Annotated in this window: 20 protein-coding genes, 1 pseudogene and 1 riboswitch; of the genes and pseudogenes, 5 read left to right on the forward strand and 16 right to left on the reverse strand. The window is 44.5% G+C overall.

Annotated features, from left to right (window positions below; all coding sequences use genetic code 11):
• Positions 1-5: 5 nt before the first annotated feature.
• Positions 6-932: a cobalamin-binding protein gene (locus KHS38_RS07335; RefSeq protein WP_213487842.1), complete on the reverse strand. Its 927-nt coding sequence runs from the start codon at positions 930-932 to the stop codon at positions 6-8.
• An 87-nt stretch (positions 933-1,019) separates the two neighbouring features.
• On the opposite strand from KHS38_RS07335, the gene KHS38_RS07340 reads away from it, so the two are divergent.
• On the forward strand, positions 1,020-1,640 hold the full coding sequence (locus KHS38_RS07340) for a LysE family translocator (protein ID WP_213487843.1): 621 nt from the start codon (positions 1,020-1,022) through the stop codon (positions 1,638-1,640).
• Here the strand turns inward: KHS38_RS07340 and KHS38_RS07345 are convergent.
• From KHS38_RS07345 to truA, 9 genes and pseudogenes are all read right to left on the reverse strand, one after another.
• A complete protein-coding gene (locus tag KHS38_RS07345) occupies positions 1,630-2,709 on the reverse strand; it encodes a DUF2157 domain-containing protein (protein WP_213487844.1) in 1,080 nt (359 codons plus the stop codon). The two genes, KHS38_RS07340 and KHS38_RS07345, sit on opposite strands and share 11 nt — an antisense overlap.
• 115 nt (positions 2,710-2,824) lie before the next feature.
• The gene (locus tag KHS38_RS07350) at positions 2,825-3,754 is read right to left on the reverse strand and encodes a bifunctional riboflavin kinase/FAD synthetase (protein WP_213487845.1); all 930 of its coding nucleotides are present in this window, start codon (positions 3,752-3,754) and stop codon (positions 2,825-2,827) included.
• A complete protein-coding gene (locus KHS38_RS07355) occupies positions 3,751-4,254 on the reverse strand; it encodes an endonuclease domain-containing protein (protein ID WP_213488210.1) in 504 nt (167 codons plus the stop codon). The genes KHS38_RS07350 and KHS38_RS07355 overlap by 4 nt, the downstream gene beginning before the upstream one ends.
• Positions 4,228-4,923 (reverse strand): annotated as a pseudogene (gene truB / locus KHS38_RS07360) (tRNA pseudouridine(55) synthase TruB); the annotation flags it as partial. The pseudogene truB and the gene KHS38_RS07355, both read right to left, overlap by 27 nt.
• Before the next feature lie 214 nt (positions 4,924-5,137).
• Positions 5,138-5,932: an undecaprenyl-diphosphate phosphatase gene (locus KHS38_RS07365; protein WP_213487846.1), complete on the reverse strand. Its 795-nt coding sequence runs from the start codon at positions 5,930-5,932 to the stop codon at positions 5,138-5,140.
• Positions 5,933-5,934: 2 nt separating this feature from the next.
• Entirely contained in the window at positions 5,935-6,198 is a 264-nt protein-coding gene (locus tag KHS38_RS07370) for a DUF3098 domain-containing protein (protein WP_502887924.1), read from the reverse strand.
• A 6-nt stretch (positions 6,199-6,204) separates the two neighbouring features.
• Entirely contained in the window at positions 6,205-7,083 is an 879-nt protein-coding gene (locus KHS38_RS07375) for a cell division protein FtsX (RefSeq protein ID WP_213487847.1), read from the reverse strand.
• A gap of 255 nt (positions 7,084-7,338) precedes the next feature.
• Complete coding sequence (locus KHS38_RS07380; RefSeq protein WP_213487848.1) at positions 7,339-9,138, reverse strand: ABC transporter ATP-binding protein; 1,800 nt, start codon at positions 9,136-9,138, stop codon at positions 7,339-7,341.
• Positions 9,139-9,266: 128 nt separating this feature from the next.
• Positions 9,267-10,061 (reverse strand): tRNA pseudouridine(38-40) synthase TruA, encoded by a 795-nt coding sequence (gene truA / locus KHS38_RS07385; protein ID WP_213487849.1) that lies wholly within the window; start codon positions 10,059-10,061, stop codon positions 9,267-9,269.
• Between the two features lie 84 nt (positions 10,062-10,145).
• On the opposite strand from truA, the gene KHS38_RS07390 reads away from it, so the two are divergent.
• On the forward strand, positions 10,146-10,613 hold the full coding sequence (locus KHS38_RS07390; protein WP_213487850.1) for a DUF4293 domain-containing protein: 468 nt from the start codon (positions 10,146-10,148) through the stop codon (positions 10,611-10,613).
• Positions 10,614-10,622: 9 nt separating this feature from the next.
• On the opposite strand, the gene KHS38_RS07395 is transcribed toward KHS38_RS07390, so the two are convergent.
• Positions 10,623-11,483 carry an alpha/beta fold hydrolase gene (locus tag KHS38_RS07395; protein WP_213487851.1) on the reverse strand — a complete coding sequence of 287 codons (861 nt, stop codon included), beginning with the start codon at positions 11,481-11,483 and terminating at the stop codon, positions 10,623-10,625.
• 151 nt (positions 11,484-11,634) lie between these two features.
• Between KHS38_RS07395 and KHS38_RS07400 the strand changes: the two genes are divergently transcribed.
• Positions 11,635-13,425, forward strand: coding sequence for a DEAD/DEAH box helicase (locus KHS38_RS07400; RefSeq protein WP_213487852.1), 1,791 nt, complete (start codon positions 11,635-11,637; stop codon positions 13,423-13,425).
• 86 nt (positions 13,426-13,511) lie between these two features.
• Here KHS38_RS07400 and KHS38_RS07405 read toward each other — a convergent pair whose 3' ends face one another.
• From KHS38_RS07405 to KHS38_RS07415, 3 genes are read right to left on the reverse strand one after another with little or no spacing between them, the layout of a single operon-like run.
• Entirely contained in the window at positions 13,512-13,832 is a 321-nt protein-coding gene (locus tag KHS38_RS07405) for a hypothetical protein (protein ID WP_213487853.1), read from the reverse strand.
• A gap of 47 nt (positions 13,833-13,879) precedes the next feature.
• Complete coding sequence (locus KHS38_RS07410; protein WP_213487854.1) at positions 13,880-14,233, reverse strand: hypothetical protein; 354 nt, start codon at positions 14,231-14,233, stop codon at positions 13,880-13,882.
• 27 nt (positions 14,234-14,260) lie between these two features.
• Positions 14,261-15,268, reverse strand: coding sequence for an NAD(P)H-dependent glycerol-3-phosphate dehydrogenase (locus KHS38_RS07415; protein ID WP_213487855.1), 1,008 nt, complete (start codon positions 15,266-15,268; stop codon positions 14,261-14,263).
• A 139-nt stretch (positions 15,269-15,407) separates the two neighbouring features.
• Between KHS38_RS07415 and KHS38_RS07420 the strand changes: the two genes are divergently transcribed.
• A complete protein-coding gene (locus KHS38_RS07420; RefSeq protein WP_213487856.1) occupies positions 15,408-16,028 on the forward strand; it encodes a polysaccharide deacetylase family protein in 621 nt (206 codons plus the stop codon).
• Between the two features lie 10 nt (positions 16,029-16,038).
• On the opposite strand, the gene KHS38_RS07425 is transcribed toward KHS38_RS07420, so the two are convergent.
• Positions 16,039-16,947, reverse strand: a complete 909-nt coding sequence (locus tag KHS38_RS07425; protein ID WP_213487857.1) for a glutamate--tRNA ligase family protein — start codon at positions 16,945-16,947, stop codon at positions 16,039-16,041.
• Positions 16,948-17,233: 286 nt separating this feature from the next.
• Here KHS38_RS07425 and KHS38_RS07430 point away from each other — a divergent pair, with 286 nt between their 5' ends.
• Positions 17,234-19,504 carry an aconitate hydratase gene (locus KHS38_RS07430; protein ID WP_213487858.1) on the forward strand — a complete coding sequence of 757 codons (2,271 nt, stop codon included), beginning with the start codon at positions 17,234-17,236 and terminating at the stop codon, positions 19,502-19,504.
• A 127-nt stretch (positions 19,505-19,631) separates the two neighbouring features.
• On the opposite strand, the gene metE is transcribed toward KHS38_RS07430, so the two are convergent.
• A complete protein-coding gene (gene metE, locus KHS38_RS07435; RefSeq protein ID WP_349627913.1) occupies positions 19,632-21,938 on the reverse strand; it encodes a 5-methyltetrahydropteroyltriglutamate--homocysteine S-methyltransferase in 2,307 nt (768 codons plus the stop codon).
• 181 nt (positions 21,939-22,119) lie between these two features.
• Positions 22,120-22,339: riboswitch (cobalamin riboswitch) on the reverse strand.
• Positions 22,340-22,350: the final 11 nt, after the last annotated feature.

The following is a 22,350-nucleotide window of genomic DNA, read 5'->3' on the forward strand; positions in this document are numbered from 1 at the left end:
TTTCCCTACACATCAAATTTAATCCAGCCATTACCCTCATTACCAAAAATAAATTGCTTAGGATAAATAATCTCGGCCAGTATTTCAATTGAATCAACCACGCGCGGACCGGGGCGGTTAAAATAGTGGTTACCATCGGCAATATAAAGGCGCTTATTTTTCACGGCCTGTAAATCCGCAAAGCCGTGCTGTTGCAACAGCACGGCAATTTCTTTAAGCGTACGCTCTATTGAGAAGCCACACGGCATCACTACGATCACTTCCGGGTCTTGCAAACGCAGGTCTTCCCATTCTACATAAGGGGAGTGTTTACCTGCTTCGGCCATTACGGGTGTACCACCGGCTATGCTTACCAGCTCGGGCACCCAATTGCCTGATATCATCAGCGGATCTAGCCATTCAATACAGGCTACGGTAGGCTTGTTCTCTATAAATTTCAGTTTATGGCGAATGATATCCACGCGTTCCTGTAAATCTTCCAGCAACACCTCGGCTACCGGTAAAGCGTTCAAAGCGGTTGCCACTTCGCGGATATTATCAAAAATTTCATCCAGACTATTAGGCTGCAGGGAAATAATTTGCGCTGGTTTATCCAAATCTTCGGACAGGGCTTGCTCAACTTCGGGCAATGATACGGCACAAACTTCGCACTGGGCTTGAGTAATTACCACATCAGGGGCCAGTTGTTTGATCAGCTCACGGTTCAGTTCATACACCGACAAAGCATCAGTAAGGCGCTGTTTTACCTGGCGATCAATTTCGGCACTGCTTAATCCGGCGCCTATTTTATCATAAGAGCATACCGGCAGTTGCTTTACCGTTTCAGGATAATCGCATTCATGTGACCGGCCAACCAGTTGGGCTTCTAATCCTAATGCACAAACAATTTCGGTAGCGGCTGGTTGCAGAGATATGATTTTGGGGGCTGACATGTAATCCATTTTTATAAGAACATGCAAATAACGGTAATTTAATACTCAACTAAAATAAGTTGCAAAAATCGCTTTACTTTTGCGCCAATGATTTTCCTGACATTCTTTTTGGGGTTGATAGCCAACTTTATAGGTTACATACCCCCAGGTAACATAAACCTAACCCTTGTACAAATTACCATCAACCGCGGTATGCGGCAGGCATTGCGCTTTATTATAGCCTTTTCGAGCGTTGAGCTTTTCTTTACCTTTTTTATTATGCAGGCAGCCAAATGGCTGTCATCTCAGCCGCATGTTGAAACCATTATTGATTGGGTGATGATTGTGCTGTTCAGCACTTTGGGTACTATTACCTGGCTAAACCGTAACAAACCGCCCAAAGCCAAATACTCCGACCGCGAGAGTATCCGTTACGGCATTTTGCTGGGCTTTATCAATCCTATGCAAATTCCGTTCTGGATGATTGCAGGTACTTATTTGCTGGCACACCAATGGATACTGCCCGGCATTGGGGCCTTAGTGGTTTTTAGTGCAGGATCGGCCTGCGGGTCTTTTTTGTGTTTATATGCTTATGCCCGCTCCGCACAATATGTGCAAAGCAAATTTGCACTGAGCACCAAGGTAATTAACACCAGCATAGCCCTGCTATTTTTTGCGTTTGCTGCGTATCATATCATCAAACAGATTTACCTGATTGCTAAACATTAGCAGAGGTATCACCAGGAGCTTGCGCCGGCTTATCTTCCGAGTGCAGGTTCCATATCTTTTCGGCCCTGCGACCAATAAACCAGAATGAGGCAGCCAGGATGGCAAAGAATAGCGTGTATGGGATATTGTTCCACAAGTACTCGAAATACTTGCTATAAATAAAGATCAGCAAAAAGGTAATGCCAAATTCGCGTGCTATAGCATCTTTATTTTTTAGTCCGTATAACAAAAAGCTGGCGGCTACACTACCTGATATAATGCCCCAGTAAAACAGACTGATTTGCTTTACCTGCCACCAGGCATCCAAATGCCCATAGTTGCCAAATATGCTGAGCAGCCACAACGACAGGAAAAGATACAACAACCCCACCACATAAGTAAGCTCCCAAAAGAAAGCCATCCATTTTTTGCCACGCAGCAAATAGCAACCAGCAACCAGCAGTACGCCAAAAGCTACGAAACGTAGCGGATAATTCATCCCCAAGAAATAATATTGCCAGCGGGTTTGATAACCTGTTTCGGTACCGAACCAACTGCCTAAGGACACCAGCGCAAACAGCCAGATCATGCGCGAATTTAGTTTCCAGGCCAAGGCACCATAAACAAAAACTGATATCAGGAAAAGTAAGGAATAATGGCCCGAGCCGTTATCAAATGTTTTGCCGAGGTAAGCAATGCAACAAGCGGTAAACAGCACACCGGTAAAGATGGTAGCTTCGTTACTGAAAACCCGTTCGGGGAATAGTTTTTTACGCCGGCGACCTACGTAAAAGGCACCAGCCGCTATGGCTCCTGCACCTAAGGCAATTACAATATCAGGAGTATAATAAAGGCTGCGTATCCAGTTAAGTACCTTATCGCTGATGATGAGCGAGCCTACTGCAATAATGCCGCAAGCCAGTGCAATCCAGAATGAATATTGCGCCAGCCGCATCCAGTCGAAACCCTTTACCTCGGTTGATGCACGCAGTTTTTGGGCCTGCTCGGCAGTAAGCAGTTGCTCATTTTCCCAGTGGGCAATAGCACGGTTTAAAAATTCACTCTCCTGCTTATCAAGGTTTAGCTTCATGCGTTGTTCATTTACAGTTTATGGCAACAACAGCTCTCGTTGTTAGTTCTGCGCATCCATAAACTTATCGGGAAGCCTAATCTATAAATTATTGGTTAAATAATGAATAAATCACTTATCCATTCAGCAAGGCCAGTACTGATTGCCTATCCAAAGCTAATTGCTCTTTTAAGCCTTCGAGCGAAGAGAACTTCACATCGTGGCGCACAAAGTGTATAAAGTTCATACGTACTATCTGGTTGTAGATATCCTGATCAAAATCAAAGATATTCACCTCGATATTACGCGTCATGCCGTTGATGGTTGGACGGTGGCCTATGTAAGCCATGCCCTGATATTTTTGCCCCTGCACGTCTACCGTAACTGCAAAAATACCATCGGCAGGTATCAGCTTATAACTCTCTTCTACAAGCAAATTAGCAGTTGGATAACCTAATTGCCGGCCAATCTGGTTACCACGAATCACCTTACCGGTTAAAAAGAAAGGATAACCTAAAAATGTATTGGCTTGCTCAATGTTGGCTTGCAGCAAAGCTTCGCGTATGCGAGTGGAGCTTACGGCCACATGGTCAATATCCTGTTCAGGTATCTCGATAACTTCGTACCCATATTGCGGGGCAAGCTGTTGCAACTCGGTAAGCCCACCCTGCCGGTCTTTGCCAAAGCGATGATCGTAACCCACAATAATAGTGCGCGTCCCTATTTTATTAACCAGCACATCGCGGATGTAAGCTTCGGCTGATTGATTTGAAAAGTCGCGCGAAAACGGTGTGATAATCATGTGATCGATACCCAATTGCTCCAGCAACTCGGCACGTTCATGAATAGTGGTGATCAGTTTCAAGTCCTGATCCTCCGGGTGCAATATCATCCGCGGATGCGGAAAAAAGGTTAGCAACACCGTTTCACCGCCAGTTTTATCAGCAATTTCACGTATGCGCGTAATTATTTGCCGATGGCCCTGATGTACCCCATCAAACGTACCTATAGTAACCACTGCATTTTGCAACGGGGTAAAGTCATCAATATGATGATAGATTTTCATATTGAAGCCCCTCCCAAACCCTCCCCGGTAGGGAGGGCTTTTTCCCTGTCGGGCATACTTTCTATTTTTTGCTTTATTGTTTCAAACACGTTTTGTGGCGACTGTAAAACTTCATCGTTACTAAACCGAACAACCTCAAACCCCCAATGATTCAGCATTTCGGTACGGGTATTATCAGCTTCGATTGTATTTTGGTGATAACCACCATCTACTTCTATCACTAAGCCTTTTTGCAAACATACAAAATCGGTAATGTAGTTGTCAATTACATGCTGGCGACGAATTTTATAACCGGTGCTGTTATGCCGTAACTGTTCCCAAAGTAAATTTTCTGCAGGCGTGGGCGAATGTCGATTGGCCTTGCTATTGCCTTTCAACACCTCGTAACTTAAAGGGTTAGCATTTTCGCGATAGCCGCCGGCCTGATGCGGCTCCTGAAGCCCTCCCTCCCGGGGAGGGTTTGGGAGGGGCTTTTCCCTTATCAAGCTCACCAGCTCCATCACCTCCCAAGCGTCCTCAATACGGAAGCTACCGCTTCGGGTACGGCGTAGACGTGATAGATAAGCCCCGCTGTTTACAGCCTTACCAAAATCGTTTGCCAGCGAACGGATGTAGGTACCTTTGCTGCAAACCACTCTAAAATCAACCTCTGGCAGTTCAATGCGGGTAAGTTCAAATTCCTTAATGGTTACATTGCGGGCCTTCAGTTCCACCTCTTCGCCACGACGGGCCTTTTCATACAAACGTTCACCATTAACCTTAATGGCAGAATGCGCCGGCGGATACTGCTGTATATCGCCCATGAACTGACTGCAGGCATCGCGCAGGTATTGCTCGGAAAGGTGCGCATTGTCGAAAGTTTGATCCACCTCGGTTTCCATATCATATGATGGCGTGGTGGCGCCCAGCGTAAAGGTACCGGTGTATTCTTTTTCTTCGGCCTGGAAGGTATCGATTTGCTTGGTCATTTTACCGGTGCACACAATAAGCAACCCGGTTGCCAGCGGATCGAGCGTACCGGCATGGCCCACTTTCAACTTTAATGGTTTGAAGGCGTTGCGTATTTTGCCAACGATGTCAAAACTGGTCCAGCGGTAAGGTTTATTTACCAGCAACAATTCGCCTTCGGCAAAATTAAACTCTTTATGTTTGGGATGTAATTCGCTCAACTTGTATCAGATAAACTGCAAAGGTAAGCAAATAGCATCAACAGTATAGCGTTTAGCTGCTTTACTTTACTGCGGCAGAACTTTAACTTATATTACTTGCACTTTAAATTAAAAGAGAGCGGTTATAACTGAACTACTAAATATATTCCCTATAACAAACAAGCCCCGTAACTGATTAGTCACGGGGCTTGTTGTATATTGAGATTTTATGATCTTAAATCATCTCTAAATTATGACCGCTCCAGTATAAGCCTATGATAATAGCCCCCACAATGATGCGGTACCAGCCGAACAACTTAAAGCCCTTGCGCTCCAAAAAAGTAATAAAAGTGCGAATAGCTAAAAGTGCTACTACAAAAGCAACTACATTACCAATGGCTAAAAGCTTTATCTCCTCGCTACTGATGGCATGGCCTTCCTTGTAAAAGTCGAGCAGCTTTTTGGCTGTGGCGGCAAACATTGTAGGCACCGCTAAAAAGAAAGAGAATTCAGCAGCGGCCTTACGGCTTAATTTCTGCGACATACCGCCTACAATAGTAGCTGCGGAGCGCGAGGTACCCGGTATCATGGCAATGCATTGGAACAAACCGATTTTAAGCGCTGTGAGGTAATTGATATCTTTCTCTTCATCAATCACAGGTTTATTAAACCATTGATCTACAAAAAGCAGAACAATACCACCAACAAATAAGGTTATACCTACAGTTAAGGCACTCTCCAGCAGGTTATCAATTGCCTTACTGAAAAGTAAACCAAAAACAGCAGCTGGTATAAATGCTACGATCAGCTTCAAATAAAAGTTAACAGACCGGAAGAAGCGCTTGAAGTAAAGTACAACCACCGATAAGATAGCGCCCAATTGGATAGCCACAGTAAAAAGCTTCACAAAATCGTTAGAAGCAATGCCCATAGCCGAGGAAGCGATGATCATGTGCCCGGTTGATGATACCGGTAAAAATTCAGTAAGGCCCTCAATGATGGCCAGAATGATAGCGTGAAATAACTCCATGCTTAGTTGGCTGATGACTTTTTAAAGATTGCATAAAATGCCAGACCAAAACCGGCCAGCACTACAATCGGAGCTATAACTATTTTGGTAGTACTGTAAATATCAGTAGTACCCGACATAAGCACAAAGCCAACAACAACTATCAGAATGCTGATTGCCAGCAATTGGTAATTAGCTTTGCCAAAAGCAAATTCAACCGGCGTGTTTTCGGTAGTACCGAATGATTTTGTTCCCGGCATAACGGGTTTGGTATATTTTTGAGCCATGATATATTATCTGTATAACTGATAAATTTTTAAACGTAAGAAGCGATTTACCGCCATCAGGGTACTAAAGCCGGCAATGAATATGCCCAAGGCAATGATACCGATGAAAATGATACCAAACTCGGTATAGTTACGCAGCACCACCAGATCAGGAATTTGCCGGTAAACCACATATAAAGTACCTATCAATAAAATGATAGCAATTAATGCAGCCAGTAACCCGTGCCAGATGCCATAAAGCAAAAACGGCTTGCGGATAAACCCTTTGGTAGCACCTACCAATTGCATGGATTTAATTAGAAAACGTTGCGAATAAATAGCCAAACGAATGGTATTGTTGATTAAGGCTACAGACACCACAACAAATATGGCTGCAAAACCCAAAATAACCAAGCTGATGGTGGTTAGGTTCTGGTTCATCTGGTCAACCAGCGAGGGTTGGTATTTCACTTCTTTAACCAGTGGATTTTTCAGCAGATCGGCTTTTAGTTTGTCGATATCGGCATTGTTAGCGTGCTCGGCCTTCAAGTAAACGTCGATAGACTGGGACAAGGGGTTTACCCCCAGGAATTTTACAAAGTCCTGCCCCAAATCTTTTTGTAAATTACGGGCAGCCAGCTCTTTACTTACGTACTGACTCTGTTTAACATAGGGGTTAGCATCCAGTTGTTGCTGCAATTGCAGCACATCCGTTTCGCGGGCGCCTTCGTCTACAAACACATTCACCACCATATTTTCTTTAATATAGCGCGATAATCTGTTGGCGTGTACCAGTATCAATCCCAGCATGCCTACCATCAGCAAAACCATCGCTATACCAAATACGGTTGATATATAAATAGTCTTGGTTTTTTTGGCGGACGTACTTGCTTCAAATTCTTCCATAATATACTGTTGGGACGCGAAATTAAAAAACGCTTGGTTAAAGGTAAAACTTTATTGACTATTAATGCGATTAGGTGGGTATTTAAGTATGATTTTAACAAAAATTAACGTGCATATAGCCTTATAGTTTAGTTAACCTTTATGGATATTTAACTTAAGCCTTTGCTTCGAACTTACTTTGTCCGTTCATAAAACAGAGACCAAAATTCAGGGAGAAACAAGTTATTTACATACAAATTTCTGCTCCTATCAAAACTATCTCTCAATACCAGCTGAGTTAAACTGCAGATCATACAGCTTGCGGTAGTAACCATTTTCAATACGTAGCAGCTCCTGATGGGTACCTATTTCTTTGATTTCGCCATGATCGAGCACAATAATTTTGTCGGCGCTTTGAATGGTTGACAAGCGGTGGGCAATTACGATGGCGGTGCGGCCCTGCATCAGTTTATCGATAGCGCTCTGGATTAGCAGTTCGGTCTCTGTATCTACGGATGACGTGGCTTCATCCAACACCAGAATAGCCGGATTATATACCAGTGCACGCACAAACGAGATAAGCTGTGCCTGGCCGGCTGAAAGGGTGGCACCACGCTCCATCACATTATAATCGTACCCGCCGGGCAAACGTTCGATAAATTCGTGCGCGCCTACGTTTTTGGCAGCGGCTACAATCTGCGCACGGGTAATGCTCGGGTTGTTGAGACTAATGTTGTTGGCAATAGTATCCGAAAATAGAAACACGTCTTGTATCACCGTTGCAATCTGCGAACGCAAAAAGCCCAGTTCGTAATCCTGTATCTTTACACCATCAACCGTTACCTGTCCCTGCCCTATTTCATAAAAACGGTTCAGGATATTGATGGTTGATGATTTGCCTGCGCCAGTAGCGCCAACCAGGGCCAGCGTTTCGCCAGGCTGCACATGGAAACTTATATCCTTCAGCACCCAGTTATCATCATTATAAGCAAACCATACTTTATCAAAAATGATTTCGCCGCGCAAGGTATTGCCTTTTACAGTACCGTTGTTTACTACCGCCTCATCAGTATCCAGTACTTTAAAAATACGGTCGGCACCCACCATCCCCATTTGCAGGGTGTTAAATTTATCGGCCAGCTGGCGTATAGGGCGAAACAGCAGATTGAGCAAAGCAATGAATGCCACAATCAAACCCGGCGTAATACCTTTATGAGATGCCGATATATCGGCCATTTGCTGATCGGTAAGTATACGTTTACACCCGTACCAAACCAGCAAGCCAATAGATATGGCCATAAAAATTTCCACTACCGGAAAAAAGATGGAATAGTACCAGTTGGATCGAATATTGGCATCGCGGTACTTTACGTTTACATCCTTAAACTTGCGCATTTCCTGCTCCTCGCGGGCAAAATACTGGATGATGCTAATGCCCGATATATGCTCCTGCAAAAACGTGTTCAGCTGTGCCACTTGGGTACGAACTTCCTGAAAAGATGATTTAATGGCTTCCTTAAAAATATAAGTGGCGGCAATCAGAAACGGCATCGGAATGAGGGTAATCAGCGTCAGTTTCCAATCCTGCATCAGCATATAAATGATAATGGATACCACTAACAGTAAATCACCTGCAATGGATATTAAACCTTCTGAAAATATATCGGCGATGGTTTCCAGATCAGACACGGTGCGGGTTATAAGCATACCTATAGGTGTGCGGTCAAAATATTTGAGCCGCAGGTTAATGATGTGGTTAAACACATTCACACGCAAATCGCGGATTACCGATTGCCCCAGGGCGTTGGTTAAATAGGTTTGATAGTACTGGGCTATGGTTTGCACTACCAACTGCGCAATCATCAACCCAACAATCATCACCAACCCATTATAGTTATTGGCTACAATATAATTATCGAGCGCCTTTTCCATCAGCACCGGTTGTGCCAGCGCTATTACGGCTACAAATATGGTAAGGAAAGCTGCGATTATAAAGGTAGATTTATACGGCTTTACGTACTGCATCACCCGCGTCAGGAGCTTCCAATCTATTGCTTTTCCGGTTACTTGAGACATATTTTGATTTCGGCTATCGGAACTCTGATTTCGGATTCAATTCCAAACATCATCTTTCCTTCAACCATTACAAATTGACAATTTGTTTTTAAACGACACTATGTTATATAAAGAACATCCGCTGCTAATTATATGTACGGATACTTTACTTCTGTAAGATACAACCCACAGGCAGGTACAGATGTTCCGGCATTGCTGCGATTTTTACTTTCGATGATCTGGCGGATGCCATCAGGTTCAATTTCTTTGCGGCCAACCATAAGGCAGGTACCAACAATGGCTCGTACCATATTGCGTAAAAAGCGGTCGGCCGAGATGTGAAACACTAAGCCATCTTCTTTCATCACCCACTCCGCCCTGCTCACTTTACAATTATTGGTTTTTACCTGCGTGTTCGATTTGCTGAAACAGCTAAAATCGGTGTACTCCATCAAAATCTGCCCCGCACGGTTCATAGCTTCTACAGCTAAACCACCTTTAAGCAGCCACGAGTAGTTATTCTTGAACGGATCTTTTTGAAAATGGATATGATACTCGTACGACCGTAATGTAGCATCAAACCGGGCATGCGCATCGGCAGGTACAGGTATAATACGTTTTACAGCAATATCTGACGGCAATAAAGCGTTAATGCCGGCCAGTTCCAGCCCCCTCCGCCCCCTGATGGGAGAACTTGCACCTGCCTCCTCCGAAACGCCCGCTTCAGGGGGCAGGGGGAAATCAACATGTACAAAGAGCTGCTTGGCATGTACGCCTGTATCGGTACGACCGGCGCCGGTGGTTTCAACCGGTTGGCGCATTAATATAGCTAGAGCCTCATTGAGCTTTTGCTGTACGGATATTGCATTCGGCTGCACCTGCCAGCCATGATAGCGGGTACCATCATAAGCCAGTTCTAAAAAATAACGTTGTTGTTGAGCCACGGCACAAAGTTAACAAACACCTAAGTAATGGTAAGTTATATTTACAGCAAACAATTTTATATTTGCCGTGCTAATATTTCAATTATGATACAACGAGTACAAAGCATATATCTTTTTTTTGCCAGCTTAGCCTTATTTGCGCTTTACCTGGTTACCATTGCCAACAATGTTTATGTAAACGGCAAACCTACCAGTATTAAAGTAACCGGTTTATTTCAGGATGTGAACGGCGCGCAGCAGCATACCGTTTCGTTTGTGGCACTTACGGCCGTTACGGCTATAGTGGCGCTACTTCCGCTGGCCATCATTTTTTTGTACCGTAACCGCAAGCAGCAGGTTACTATATGCTACAGCGCAGTTCTGGTTATTATCGGTTTCAGCTTCTGGCTGGCGCAAACCATTAAAAATGCAACCCAGGGCGTTGTACTGAACTCCAATAACTTTGGCGTTGGCTTATTCTTGCCTCCTATTGCTATACTGCTCATTTTTCTGGCAGTAAAAGCTATTAAGAAAGATGATGCGCTGGTACGTTCGGCCGATAGGTTGCGCTAATAGCCTACATTAATTAAACCGGTCCGTACCCTCTATTTTACGGTAAGGTTTGCTGAAAAAGTTGCTTACCGTTTTGTTGAATTCATCACGATAGTTAATCAACGTAGAGTGACCTGAGTTAGGCAAAATCCATAGATAAGATTGCGGTATGGCCAAGGCTATCTGCATGGTATGTTGTGGTGGTATGGCATCATGGTCGCCACCGATGACCAATGTAGGGGATTTGATATGATGAAGCTGCTCCAGCGTTATATGCGGCTGGTAAATCATCAACTCCAGCAGTTTTTTTGAATTCTTAAATTCGGCAGATGGGTTTTTCATCCGCCTTAAAGAATCATCCATCTGCTTTTTCTGGTCGGCCATAAACTGAAATACTGCTGGCGCCAGTGCCGTGCTGTCGGGCCATAGGTTAGCTCCGGTAATAGCCAGCTTTTTCACCTTATCGGGATGGCGCATGGCCATCAGCAAGCCGTTGATGCCGCCATCGCTCCAGCCAATAATATAGCACTGTTTCAGGTGCAAACTATCCAGCAGGGCGTTCAAATCATCAGCCATCATTTCATAGCTTAATGAGTCGCGGTTATCAATCGTTTTTCCCTGTGCCCGGCTATCAGCCACAATTACCCGGTAGTTTTTGGCAAAGTAGGGTATCTGGTTTTTGAAATTATCAATCGATCCGCCGTTGCCATGTATCATAAGCAGCGGTTGCCCCTGTCCGTAAGTTTCATAATATAATTTGATGCCACGGGTTTTTAGATAATGTCCGGCGCGGACATTATTTCCAAAAAACATTTTATTATTTTGTGCCTTAACGGTAGCCTGCTTAATCAGAACGAAAATAATAAAGAAAAGGAAGTACTTTACTTTCATTGAAACATGGATTTAACGGCGCTAAATATCAACATTTTAGCATTTGCTTTATCAGGTCAATCTCATTTTAAGTCAACTGTTTGATAAGCCATTAAAATTTCGTACTTTTGCACCCGATTTAGCAATGTAGCTAAATACGTTATTTTAATTCATGAACAACCCATTTAGTCAACTGGGAATCCGTCATGATATTGTTAATGCCATCTCTGAGTTAGGATTTGAAAATCCTACACCAATCCAGGAACAGTCAATTCCGGTATTGTTAACAGGCAGCAACGATTTTGTCGGATTAGCCCAAACCGGGACCGGAAAAACTGCTGCTTTTGGCTTACCATTATTGGAACTGCTGGATTTTGAAGAAAATTATCCGCAAGCACTGGTATTGTGCCCTACACGCGAACTTTGTTTACAAATCACCAATGATCTGAAAAACTACTCTAAAAACATGAGCAACGTACACGTTGTTGCTGTTTACGGAGGTGCAAGTATTTCAGACCAATTACGCCAGATTAAACGTGGCGTACAGATTGTTGTTGCTACACCGGGCCGTATGCTCGATATTATCAACCGCAAGGCTATTGATTTTTCGCAGGTGCAGTATGTAGTATTGGATGAAGCTGATGAAATGCTCAACATGGGCTTTCAGGAAGACATTGATAATATCTTATCCACCACGCCCGAGGATAAAAAAACCTGGCTGTTTTCGGCCACCATGCCAAGCGAAGTTCGCCGCATTTCTAAAAAGTATATGACCGACCCATTCGAATTAACGATGGGCGAGAAAAATACCGGTAATGCCAACATTGAACACGAGTACTACATTGTACGTGCCCGTGATAAATATGCAGCATTTAAACGTATTGTTGATTTTAACCCTGAGATTTTTGGTATCGTATTTTGCCGTACTAAAATAGAAACTCAGGAAATTGCCGAAGCACTGATTAAAGACGGTTATAATGCCGACTCACTGCACGGCGACCTGTCACAGCAACAGCGCGACAAAGTAATGAAACGTTACCGCGAACGCAGCCTGCAATTATTAATTGCGACTGACGTAGCTGCACGTGGTATTGACGTTAATGACGTAACACACGTTATTAACTACTCATTGCCAGACGAGATTGAGAACTATACCCACCGTAGCGGACGTACCGCCCGTGCCGGTAAAACTGGTGTATCTATCTCCATCATCAATTCTAAAGAGATTGGTAAAATCCGTCAGATTGAACGTGTTATTGGCAAAAAATTCATTAAAGCCGAAATACCAACCGGTTTTGATGTTTGCGAAAAACAATTGTTTGGCCTGATACACAAAGTACACAACGTTGAAGTGAACGAGCAGCAGATTGAGCAGTACTTGCCACGTATTATGGACGAGTTTGCTGATCTGAGCAAAGAGGATATCATCAAACGTTTTGCTTCTATCGAGTTTAACAGCTTCTTAGAGTATTATAAAAATGCTCCAGATCTGAACGTAGCTGAAGATCCACGCGGTGCACGTGAGGGCGAACGTTTCCCACGCACTGGTACACGTGCCGATTTTACCCGTCTGTTTATCAACTTAGGTTCGGTTGACGGATTTGGCCGCGGTGATTTACTGGGCTACTTCTGTAACCAAACTGGTTTAGTAGGCCGTACCATTGGTAAAATTGATGTAAAGGGTGTTTACTCTTTTGTTGAGGTACCTAACGCAGATGTTGATCAGGCATTTAACGCTTTCAAATCAGCTGAGTTTAAGGGTCGCCAGGTTCGGATAGAAATTTCTGCTGATGGCGGTAACGAAAGCCGTGGCGGATGGTCTAATAAAAAACGCGAAGGCGGCAACGGCGGTGGTAATCGTCGTGAAGGCGGCAATAGAAGCAATGAACGTAATGGTTCAGGATTCCGTGATTTTTCAGGCAAACGCCGTGAGGATCGTGGTGAGCGCCGGAAAAGATATTAATATCATTTCCAGCTTCGTTGCTCCGAAGCAAAGTTTAGTTTTAGTTTAGTTTAACAAAGCCTTCCTGCAATAGGGAGGCTTTTGTTTTATTTAACAAAATCAATGCTTACCGAGTCTGGATATAAAAGTTTCAAATTATGATCATCCAGCTTTTGTATAACAAAACGGGTGTAAGGCTGGCTGCCCTCGAATGAAGTAAAAATGGTATCTCCCTTTACAAAATAATCTTCCGGAACTTCCGATTCTTCGAGCATAGTAAATTGTTTATCGGTAATTCTTAAGCGGTTGCTGCCGTCTTTAGAACGCCAATCGCCTTTCAAATTACTTTTGCCGCTATCGGAGCAGGCAGCGGAAAACAAAATAAACGCACAAATAACATGTACTAATACTAAGGCAAGATTTTTCATAGGTAAAAGGAGAAAAGAAGCGCCTGGCTGGCAGGCGCAAAATGGAATTACGGTTTGGTTACCAGTTCAGCTTCTTTAACGTAAACACGGTGACCTTTTTTATTCACATAGTAGTATGCCGAATTTTTGTCGATATAGATAGTTTGACCACCCGGAGCTACTTTTCCGTCATATTTTTTATCAACTACTGCTGAGGCTCCTTTTGAAGCTACTTCAGATGTTTTACGAGCGCCTGCTTTTACGCCTTTTTTAGTAGCTTTATAACCGGTTTTAACACCTTTACCTACGGCTTTAGCGCCGTTACCTACAGCTTCGCCTGTTTTTTTAACAACTTGTGCGTTAGTATGTGCAGCTACAAATAAACCAGCTGCCAGTAATCCTACTTTAAATACGTTTTTCATGGCTTCAATTGATGTTAATTTTAATAACTAACTCAATTGTTCTGCCAAACGTCTCATTTCCAGTATCGGAGAGCGTTTTTTATATAAAATACCGTATACTGCCTCACAAATAGGCATATTAACCATGTATTGTTTATTTATCTGGTGTAGACAATTTACTGCATAATATCCTTCAGCAACCATATTCATCTCCAGTTGAGCAGACTTTACCGTATAGCCTTTGCCTACCATGTTACCGAAAGTACGGTTACGGCTAAACTGCGAGTAGGCCGTTACCAGCAAATCGCCCAGGTAGGCTGATTCTTTGATATCCCGGTCAATAGGATGCACAGCATCTACAAAGTCTTTGATTTCTTTGATTGCATTGGAAATCAATACCGCCTGAAAATTATCGCCATACCCTACCCCATGGCAAATACCGCTGGCTACTGCATAAATATTTTTTAATACAGCCGCATATTCAGTTCCATAAATATCATCAGATGCAATGGCTTTGATGTAGCGGGTACTTAACATGCCGGCAAAATGGGCGGCCAGCTCTGTATCCTGCGAGGCTATGGTTAAATAAGATAACTTTTCGAGCGCAACTTCCTCCGCATGGCAGGGGCCGCTTATAACCAAAAAGTCGCTAAAAGGAATATGGTAATACTTATGCAAAAACTCGCCAATAATCAGGTTTTCGTCCGGCACGATACCTTTAATGGCTGATATTATCTTTTTACCGGCCAAATCATTAGGCGTAATACCGGTTAAGGCATCTTTCAGGAACGCGGCAGGCACGTTGAGCAGTACCATATCGGCCTGTTGCAGTAAACTGCGCAAATCGGTGGAGATATGATGAGCGGGCAATTTAATTTCAACGGAGCTCAGGTAGTTGGGATTGTGCCTGAATTTATGAATATCTTCAACAGCCTCTGCATTACGCATCCACCAAAAAATCTCTTTTTGGGTGGTATTATCTGTAAGCATTTTTATATTGGCGGTGGCCCAGCTGCCCCCACCTACTACCAGTATTCTGTTATTGTGCCCTTGCATGCAGTATTCGTCCCGCCGGTACAGTTAAATAAATTTCCGGCACAGCAAAGTAAAAGAATTATTGTCATAAGTACAGGGCCATTTGCCGTAAAGTTATCTACAATAGGGGTTGATAGCGCTTTTTTGACTTTATTTGCATATGTACCTGGTTAAAACTCCCTGGCTGCTTAAAAAATTATATGCGCAACTCACCTGGAACATGAGCCGGAATGAGCGGGTAATTTACCTTACTTTTGATGATGGCCCGATTCCGGTGGTTACCCCCTTTGTGTTAGAAACGCTGACTAAATTCAATGCCAAGGCCACGTTTTTCTGCATAGGCGATAATGTGCAGAAGCATCCCGATATATTCAAGGAGGTACAAGCGGGCGGCCATGCCATAGGCAACCATACCTTTAATCATTTAAAAGGCTGGAAAACAGAAGACATAACCTATCGGGATAATTACCTGAAAGCCGATAAACTGTTAAACACCCATCTTTTCCGCCCACCATACGGCCGCATTAAGCGAGAACAAATCCGGCTTTTGAAACAGGCCCGTCCGGATATAAAAATTATTATGTGGGATATACTGAGCGGTGATTTTGATATGTCGTTAAAACCCGAAGATTGCCTGAAGGGCGTACTGAAACATACCGGCAACGGCGCTATCATCGTATTTCATGACAGCCTGAAAGCATTTAACCGGCTGGAGTATGTATTGCCACGAGCGTTGGAAGTTTGGAGCAAAGCCGGCTATCAATTCCACACGCTCACCTAAATTTCTCATATCAGCCAGTAGGCTGATTATCTTGTAAACTTTGCTCTGTCCAGAATGCTTCAGCCAATTGCTGCCAGTTAGTGACGGGTTGCTTCATCCCGGCTTTTATAGCAATTTGCTGGTAAACCTGCTCTGGCTTAAATCCCTGCTCGCGCAGGTATTTAACTGATGTGGCTCCTGCAGATTTGGACAACTTTTGAGTGTCATCTCCCACCAGTAAGCCATGATGATAAAACCGCACCTGTGCAAAACTATCAGCCTGCAATGCCTGCGCCAAATGAAGCTGTGCTAAGGTAGAAGGCCACAAATCGGCTCCGCGTACAATGTGCGTAATGCCAAAGTGTATATCATCCACCAAAGAGCTTAACTGATAAGCCGGGTAGCCATCCTTTTTCCGAACTACGAAATGTTGCATGGAAGCAGGCAACTTAGCTGCTGCTATGCCATCAGGCCAAAGGTTCACATTCAGTAAATCCTCATTAGCCGTAAATAAGCGCCAGCTTACCTGATCTGTATTGAGTGCCGTTATTTTATAGCAGCAGGTACCCGGATAGGCATCATCCGCATCAAGGCTCCGCAATTGCGAACGTGAACAGTTACAGGCAAAAACCTGCCCGCTATCCTGCAAACGATTTAAAACATCCTGGTATAAAGGCATGCGGTGCAGTTGCGACCATTCGCTTTCAAACTCCTGTACATTGCGCGGCCCTTCATGCCAGGGCAGTTCCAAAAAGTTGAGCGTATCAAAAATATCCTGTAGGTAAGCCGGGTTAGCACGCTGGCGGTCCATGTCATCAATACGCAGCAATATACGCGCACCCACTTGCCCGGCCAACGCTGCCGTTAATGCAAACGACAAAATGTTGCCTATATGCAGGTAACCGCTGGGTGTAGGGGCTATACGTATTTTATGGTGCATGATATATTACTGCTTCAGCTATTTCCAGATGCAATAAGCAAAAATTTAATCATTTCAATTAATATGTTAATTGGTTTAATTGATAACGGCAAGAAAAGTGATTTCCTCTTATCAGTTTAAATTAGACCTTTTTACGCATAACCGTCTACTATTCAGAACAAATCTAAATAACGTTTACTAAAACCAGCGCTACCGTTTAGGCGTTAAATTTTGTACATTCGCGGCGTTCGCTCCTTACAGGGGTAAACGCCCAACTGTTCATTTATTCCACCTAAAAATCAATACGATGGCTTTTGATTTAGATATGATCAAAAAGGTGTACGAGCGCTACGGCAGCCGCATCGAGGCAGCCCGCAAAGCGACTGGTAAATCTTTAACTTTAACTGAGAAAATTTTATACGCCCACCTTTCTGAAGGCGAAGCTCAACAAGCTTTTGCCCGCGGTGTTGACTACGTTGATTTTGCACCTGACCGCGTTGCGATGCAGGATGCAACTGCGCAAATGGCATTGCTGCAATTTATGCAAGCCGGCCGTCCGCAGGTTGCCGTACCTTCAACCGTACACTGTGATCACCTGATTCAGGCTAAAGTTGGCGCTGCAGAAGATTTATCAACTGCAAAAGATATCAACAGCGAGGTTTATGATTTCCTTGCTTCTGTTTCTGACAAATATGGTATCGGTTTCTGGAAACCGGGGGCGGGTATCATTCACCAGGTAGTGCTGGAAAACTATGCATTCCCGGGTGGTATGATGATTGGTACCGACTCACATACGCCTAACGCAGGTGGTTTAGGTATGATTGCTATTGGTGTGGGTGGTGCTGACGCATGCGACGTTATGGCCGGCTTACCCTGGGAGCTTAAATTCCCTAAACTGATTGGTGTTCACTTAACCGGCAAGCTGTCTGGCTGGGCATCAGCTAAAGACGTTATTTTGAAAGTGGCTGGTATTTTAACCGTAAAAGGTGGTACTGGTGCTATTGTGGAATACTTTGGCGAAGGCGCACGCAGCATGTCTGCAACCGGTAAAGCTACTATCTGTAACATGGGTGCCGAAATTGGTGCTACTACCTCAATCTTTGGTTACGATGAAAGAGCAGAAGCTTACCTGCGTGGTACACAACGCGAAGATATTGCTGACCTGGCTAACACGATCAAAGAACACTTAACCGGTGATGCTGATGTTTACGCTACGCCTGAGCAATACTTTGATCAGGTAATTGAAATTAACCTGAGCGAACTGGAGCCACACGTAAACGGTCCATTTACACCAGATTTAGCCTGGCCTATCTCTAAATTCGCTACTGCGGTTAAAGAAAACGGCTGGCCTACTGAGCTGGAAGTTGGTTTGATCGGTTCTTGTACCAACTCATCTTACGAAGATATTACCCGTGCAGCATCTATTGCTAAACAGGCTATTGATAAAAATCTGAAAACCCGTGCCGAATACACCGTAACCCCAGGTTCAGAACTGGTACGTTACACGGTTGAGCGCGATGGTTACCTGAACACTTTCGCTCAGATTGGCGGCGTGGTTTTGGCTAATGCTTGTGGTCCTTGTATCGGTCAGTGGGCTCGTCATACTGACGATCCTACCCGCAAAAACGCGATCATCACTTCATTCAACCGTAACTTTGCAAAACGTCAGGATGGTAACCCCAATACACACGCATTCGTGGCATCTCCTGAAATTGTAACTGCATTTGCTATTGCCGGCGATTTAACCTTCAACCCGTTAACTGACACGCTGACTAACGAAAGCGGCGAGCAGGTGAAACTGGACGAGCCACTGGGTATTGAATTACCGGTAAAAGGCTTTGCTGTTGAAGATGCAGGTTACCAGGCACCAGCCGAAGACGGCAGCCAGGTAGAAGTTAAGGTTGATCCTAAATCTTCTCGTTTGCAACTGCTGGAACCATTCCCGGCTTGGGAAGGTACCGATATTAACGGCTTAAAACTGTTAATTAAAGCCAAAGGTAAATGTACTACCGACCACATTTCAATGGCTGGCCCATGGTTAAAATTCCGTGGCCATTTGGACAACATCAGCAACAACATGCTGATCGGTGCTATTAACTACTTTAACAACAGCGCCGATAGCGTTAAAAACCAACTGACCGGCGAGTATGGTCCGGTTCCGGCTACGCAGCGCGATTATAAAGCTAATGGCATTGGTTCAATCGTTGTAGGTGACGAGAACTACGGTGAAGGTTCATCACGCGAGCACGCAGCGATGGAGCCACGTCACTTAGGTGTTCGTGCTATCCTGGTAAAATCATTTGCCCGTATCCACGAAACCAACCTGAAAAAACAAGGTATGCTGGGTATCACCTTTGCTGATGGTGCCGACTACGAGAAAGTTCAGGAAGACGATATCATCGACATCAAAGGCTTAACTGAATTTGCTCCGGGCAAACAGTTAACCGTAGTATTGCATCACAAAGATGGTTCAGAAGATTCATTCGCTGTAAACCATACTTACAATGCACAACAAATTGAGTGGTTTAAAGCCGGTGGTGCATTAAACATCATCCGCAGACAACAAGCACAAGCTTAATTCAATTTAAGCAGCTTATATAAAACGTCATTGCCAAAAGCAATGGCGTTTTTTTTGTTGACTGCTTATAAAAAAAGCCCCGCCAATAGCGGGACTTTTCTGATGATAAGCTTAGGTTTACAAGTACTTATATAGTTTCAGGCTCCGTTATCTTTTCGCGTGCCTGCTTGGCAGCATCCACCATGTTTTGCAGGGCGGCAATGGTTTCGGGCCACTTGCGGGTTTTTAGTCCACAGTCAGGGTTTACCCAAATATTCTGAGCTGGCAGCAACGTAGCTGCTTTTTCGAGCAGATTCACCATTTCTTCAACCGACGGCACGCGCGGCGAATGAATATCATACACACCGGGACCGATCTCATTCGGATACTCAAAATCAGCAAATGCCTCTAAAAGCTCCATTTGCGAGCGTGATGTTTCGATAGTGATCACATCTGCATCCATAGCAGCAATGTTTTGGATGATGTCATTAAACTCGCTATAACACATGTGGGTATGTATCTGCGTATCATCCTGCACGCCGCTGGCCGATATACGGAAAGCTTTTACAGCCCAATCCAGGTAAGAAGGCCAGTTGGCTTTGCGCAGTGGCAATCCTTCGCGTATGGCAGGCTCATCGATCTGGATAATGCCAATACCGGCCTGCTCCAGCGCAATCACTTCATCGCGTATGGCAAGTGCAATCTGGTTGGCGGTAACCCACCGTGGCTGATCGTCGCGCACGAACGACCATTGCAGTATAGTGATCGGGCCGGTTAACATACCTTTCATCGGCTTATCGGTTTGCTGCTGGGCAAAGCTGCTCCAGCGCACGGTCATATCTTCGGGACGGCTTACATCACCAAACACAACCGGCGGCTTTACGCAACGGCTGCCATAACTCTGTACCCAGCCGTTTTTAGTAAATAAGTAGCCCTCCAGCTGTTCGCCAAAATATTCTACCATGTCGTTACGCTCAAACTCGCCATGTACTAATACATCAATGCCAATTTCCTCCTGCACACGTATCGAATTAACGGTTGCCATTTCAATAGCTTCGTCATATTGCGCTTGCGTCAGTTCGCCCTTTTTCAGCTTAGCGCGCAGCTGGCGTATATCATCTGTCTGCGGGAAAGAACCGATAGTGGTAGTTGGGAACAATGGCAATTTAAAGCGTTGTTGCTGCAATTGCTGGCGTACCGGGAAAGCACTTTGACGATTAGCATCGGCATCAGTAATGCTTTCTATGCGCAGTTTAACCGCCGGGTTATTGGTTAAAGCTGAAGATTTGCGTGCCGCAACAGCTTGTTGATTGATTTGATAAAGCTCGGTGTTACCATTTACAATCTGGTAAAGCGCGCTTACCTCCTGCAGCTTTTGCTTGGCAAATGCCATCCAGTTCTTAATTTCAGAATTAATCTCCGTTTCCTGATCCAAATCAAACGGCGTATGCAGTAAGGAACATGATGGCGCAATCATAATGCGCTCGGTACCCACAGCAGCTATTGCTTTGGTAATTAGCGGCAGTGATTTGCTGTAATCGTTTTTCCAGACGTTACGCCCATCAATCACACCTAACGAGAGTTGAAGCTTTTCGGGTACAAGCGCCAGTACTTCGTCCAACTGCTCAGGCGCACGCACCAGATCAATATGCAGGGCGGCAACCGGCAGGTTAACGGCCAGCTGGGTATTATCCAGCAAGGCATCAAAATAGGTAGCTACCAGAATTTTCACACTCGGGCAGCGCTGGCAAATTTCATTATACGCATATACAAATGCCTGTTTTTCTTTTTTGCTCAGGTCAAGTGCAAGGTAAGGCTCGTCCAGCTGTATCCACTCGGCACCGTAAGCTTTTAAGCGTTTGATGACCTCGATGTAAACCGGTACGAGGCTTTTGATCAGATCAATGCGCTCAAAGCCTGCTTCTTTCTCTTTACCTAGTAATAGGTACGATACCGGCCCTAACAAAACGGGCTTGGCTGCATTGCCGCATAGCTGCCGGGCATGGTTGTACTCAGCAAACACCTTTTCAGAAAAAATACGGAATTGCTGATTGGCCGTAAACTCGGGAACAATGTAGTGGTAATTGGTATCAAACCACTTGGTCATTTCCATGGCGGTAATGTCCAACCCGTCTTTTTGGTAGCCTCGGGCCATAGCAAAGTACAGGTCAATTTCCTTGTTGGTTTGTACGGTAGATAGCACAGGCGTGTAACGTGCCGGGATAGCGCCAAGCATCAGGGTCATATCCAGTACCTGATCGTAAAAGCTGAAATCGTTGCAGGGCACCAGATCAATGCCGGCGTTTACCTGCAATTGCCAGTTCTCCTCCTTGATTTTTCGGGCGGCCTGGGTAAGCTCTTCCCTGGTAATTTTGCCTGACCAATATTGCTCGCAGGCTTTTTTGAGTTGTCGGTGGCTGCCCATGCGCGGGTAACCGAGATTGTTTTTTAGCATACGCATAAACTGTGGGTTAAACATTAATAAAAATTAATGCTCCTTACGTTTTTGGTATGCTTTCGGAAATGGGGTAGAAATAAACAATAGAATATCATTCACACGCGGGCGCAACTCTTCCCTGTATGTTCTGGCCATTCTTGTTTGTCCATTGACTACTGCTTCAATCGCGAAAGCATTGGTCTTTTACACAGCATAGGCAAGTATCCTGGCTTGTCTTTTTAGTTGAGGCCTTCCCATTTGCCTGGCAAACAGTGACCGTATTAGTTCAACTTAACCCCTCCGGCTTCCTTTAACAGAAAGCGGCAAGGCAGACTTACAGTTGCGCGACAGCCCGTGATTTACACACGGTTCCTTCTTAGTTCCGGCGCTAACCGGAAACCTCTGCTGCTGGAAGATTTTTCTTTGTAAA

The organism is Mucilaginibacter sp. Bleaf8 (genome assembly GCF_018390515.1).
Classification (GTDB): domain Bacteria; phylum Bacteroidota; class Bacteroidia; order Sphingobacteriales; family Sphingobacteriaceae; genus Mucilaginibacter.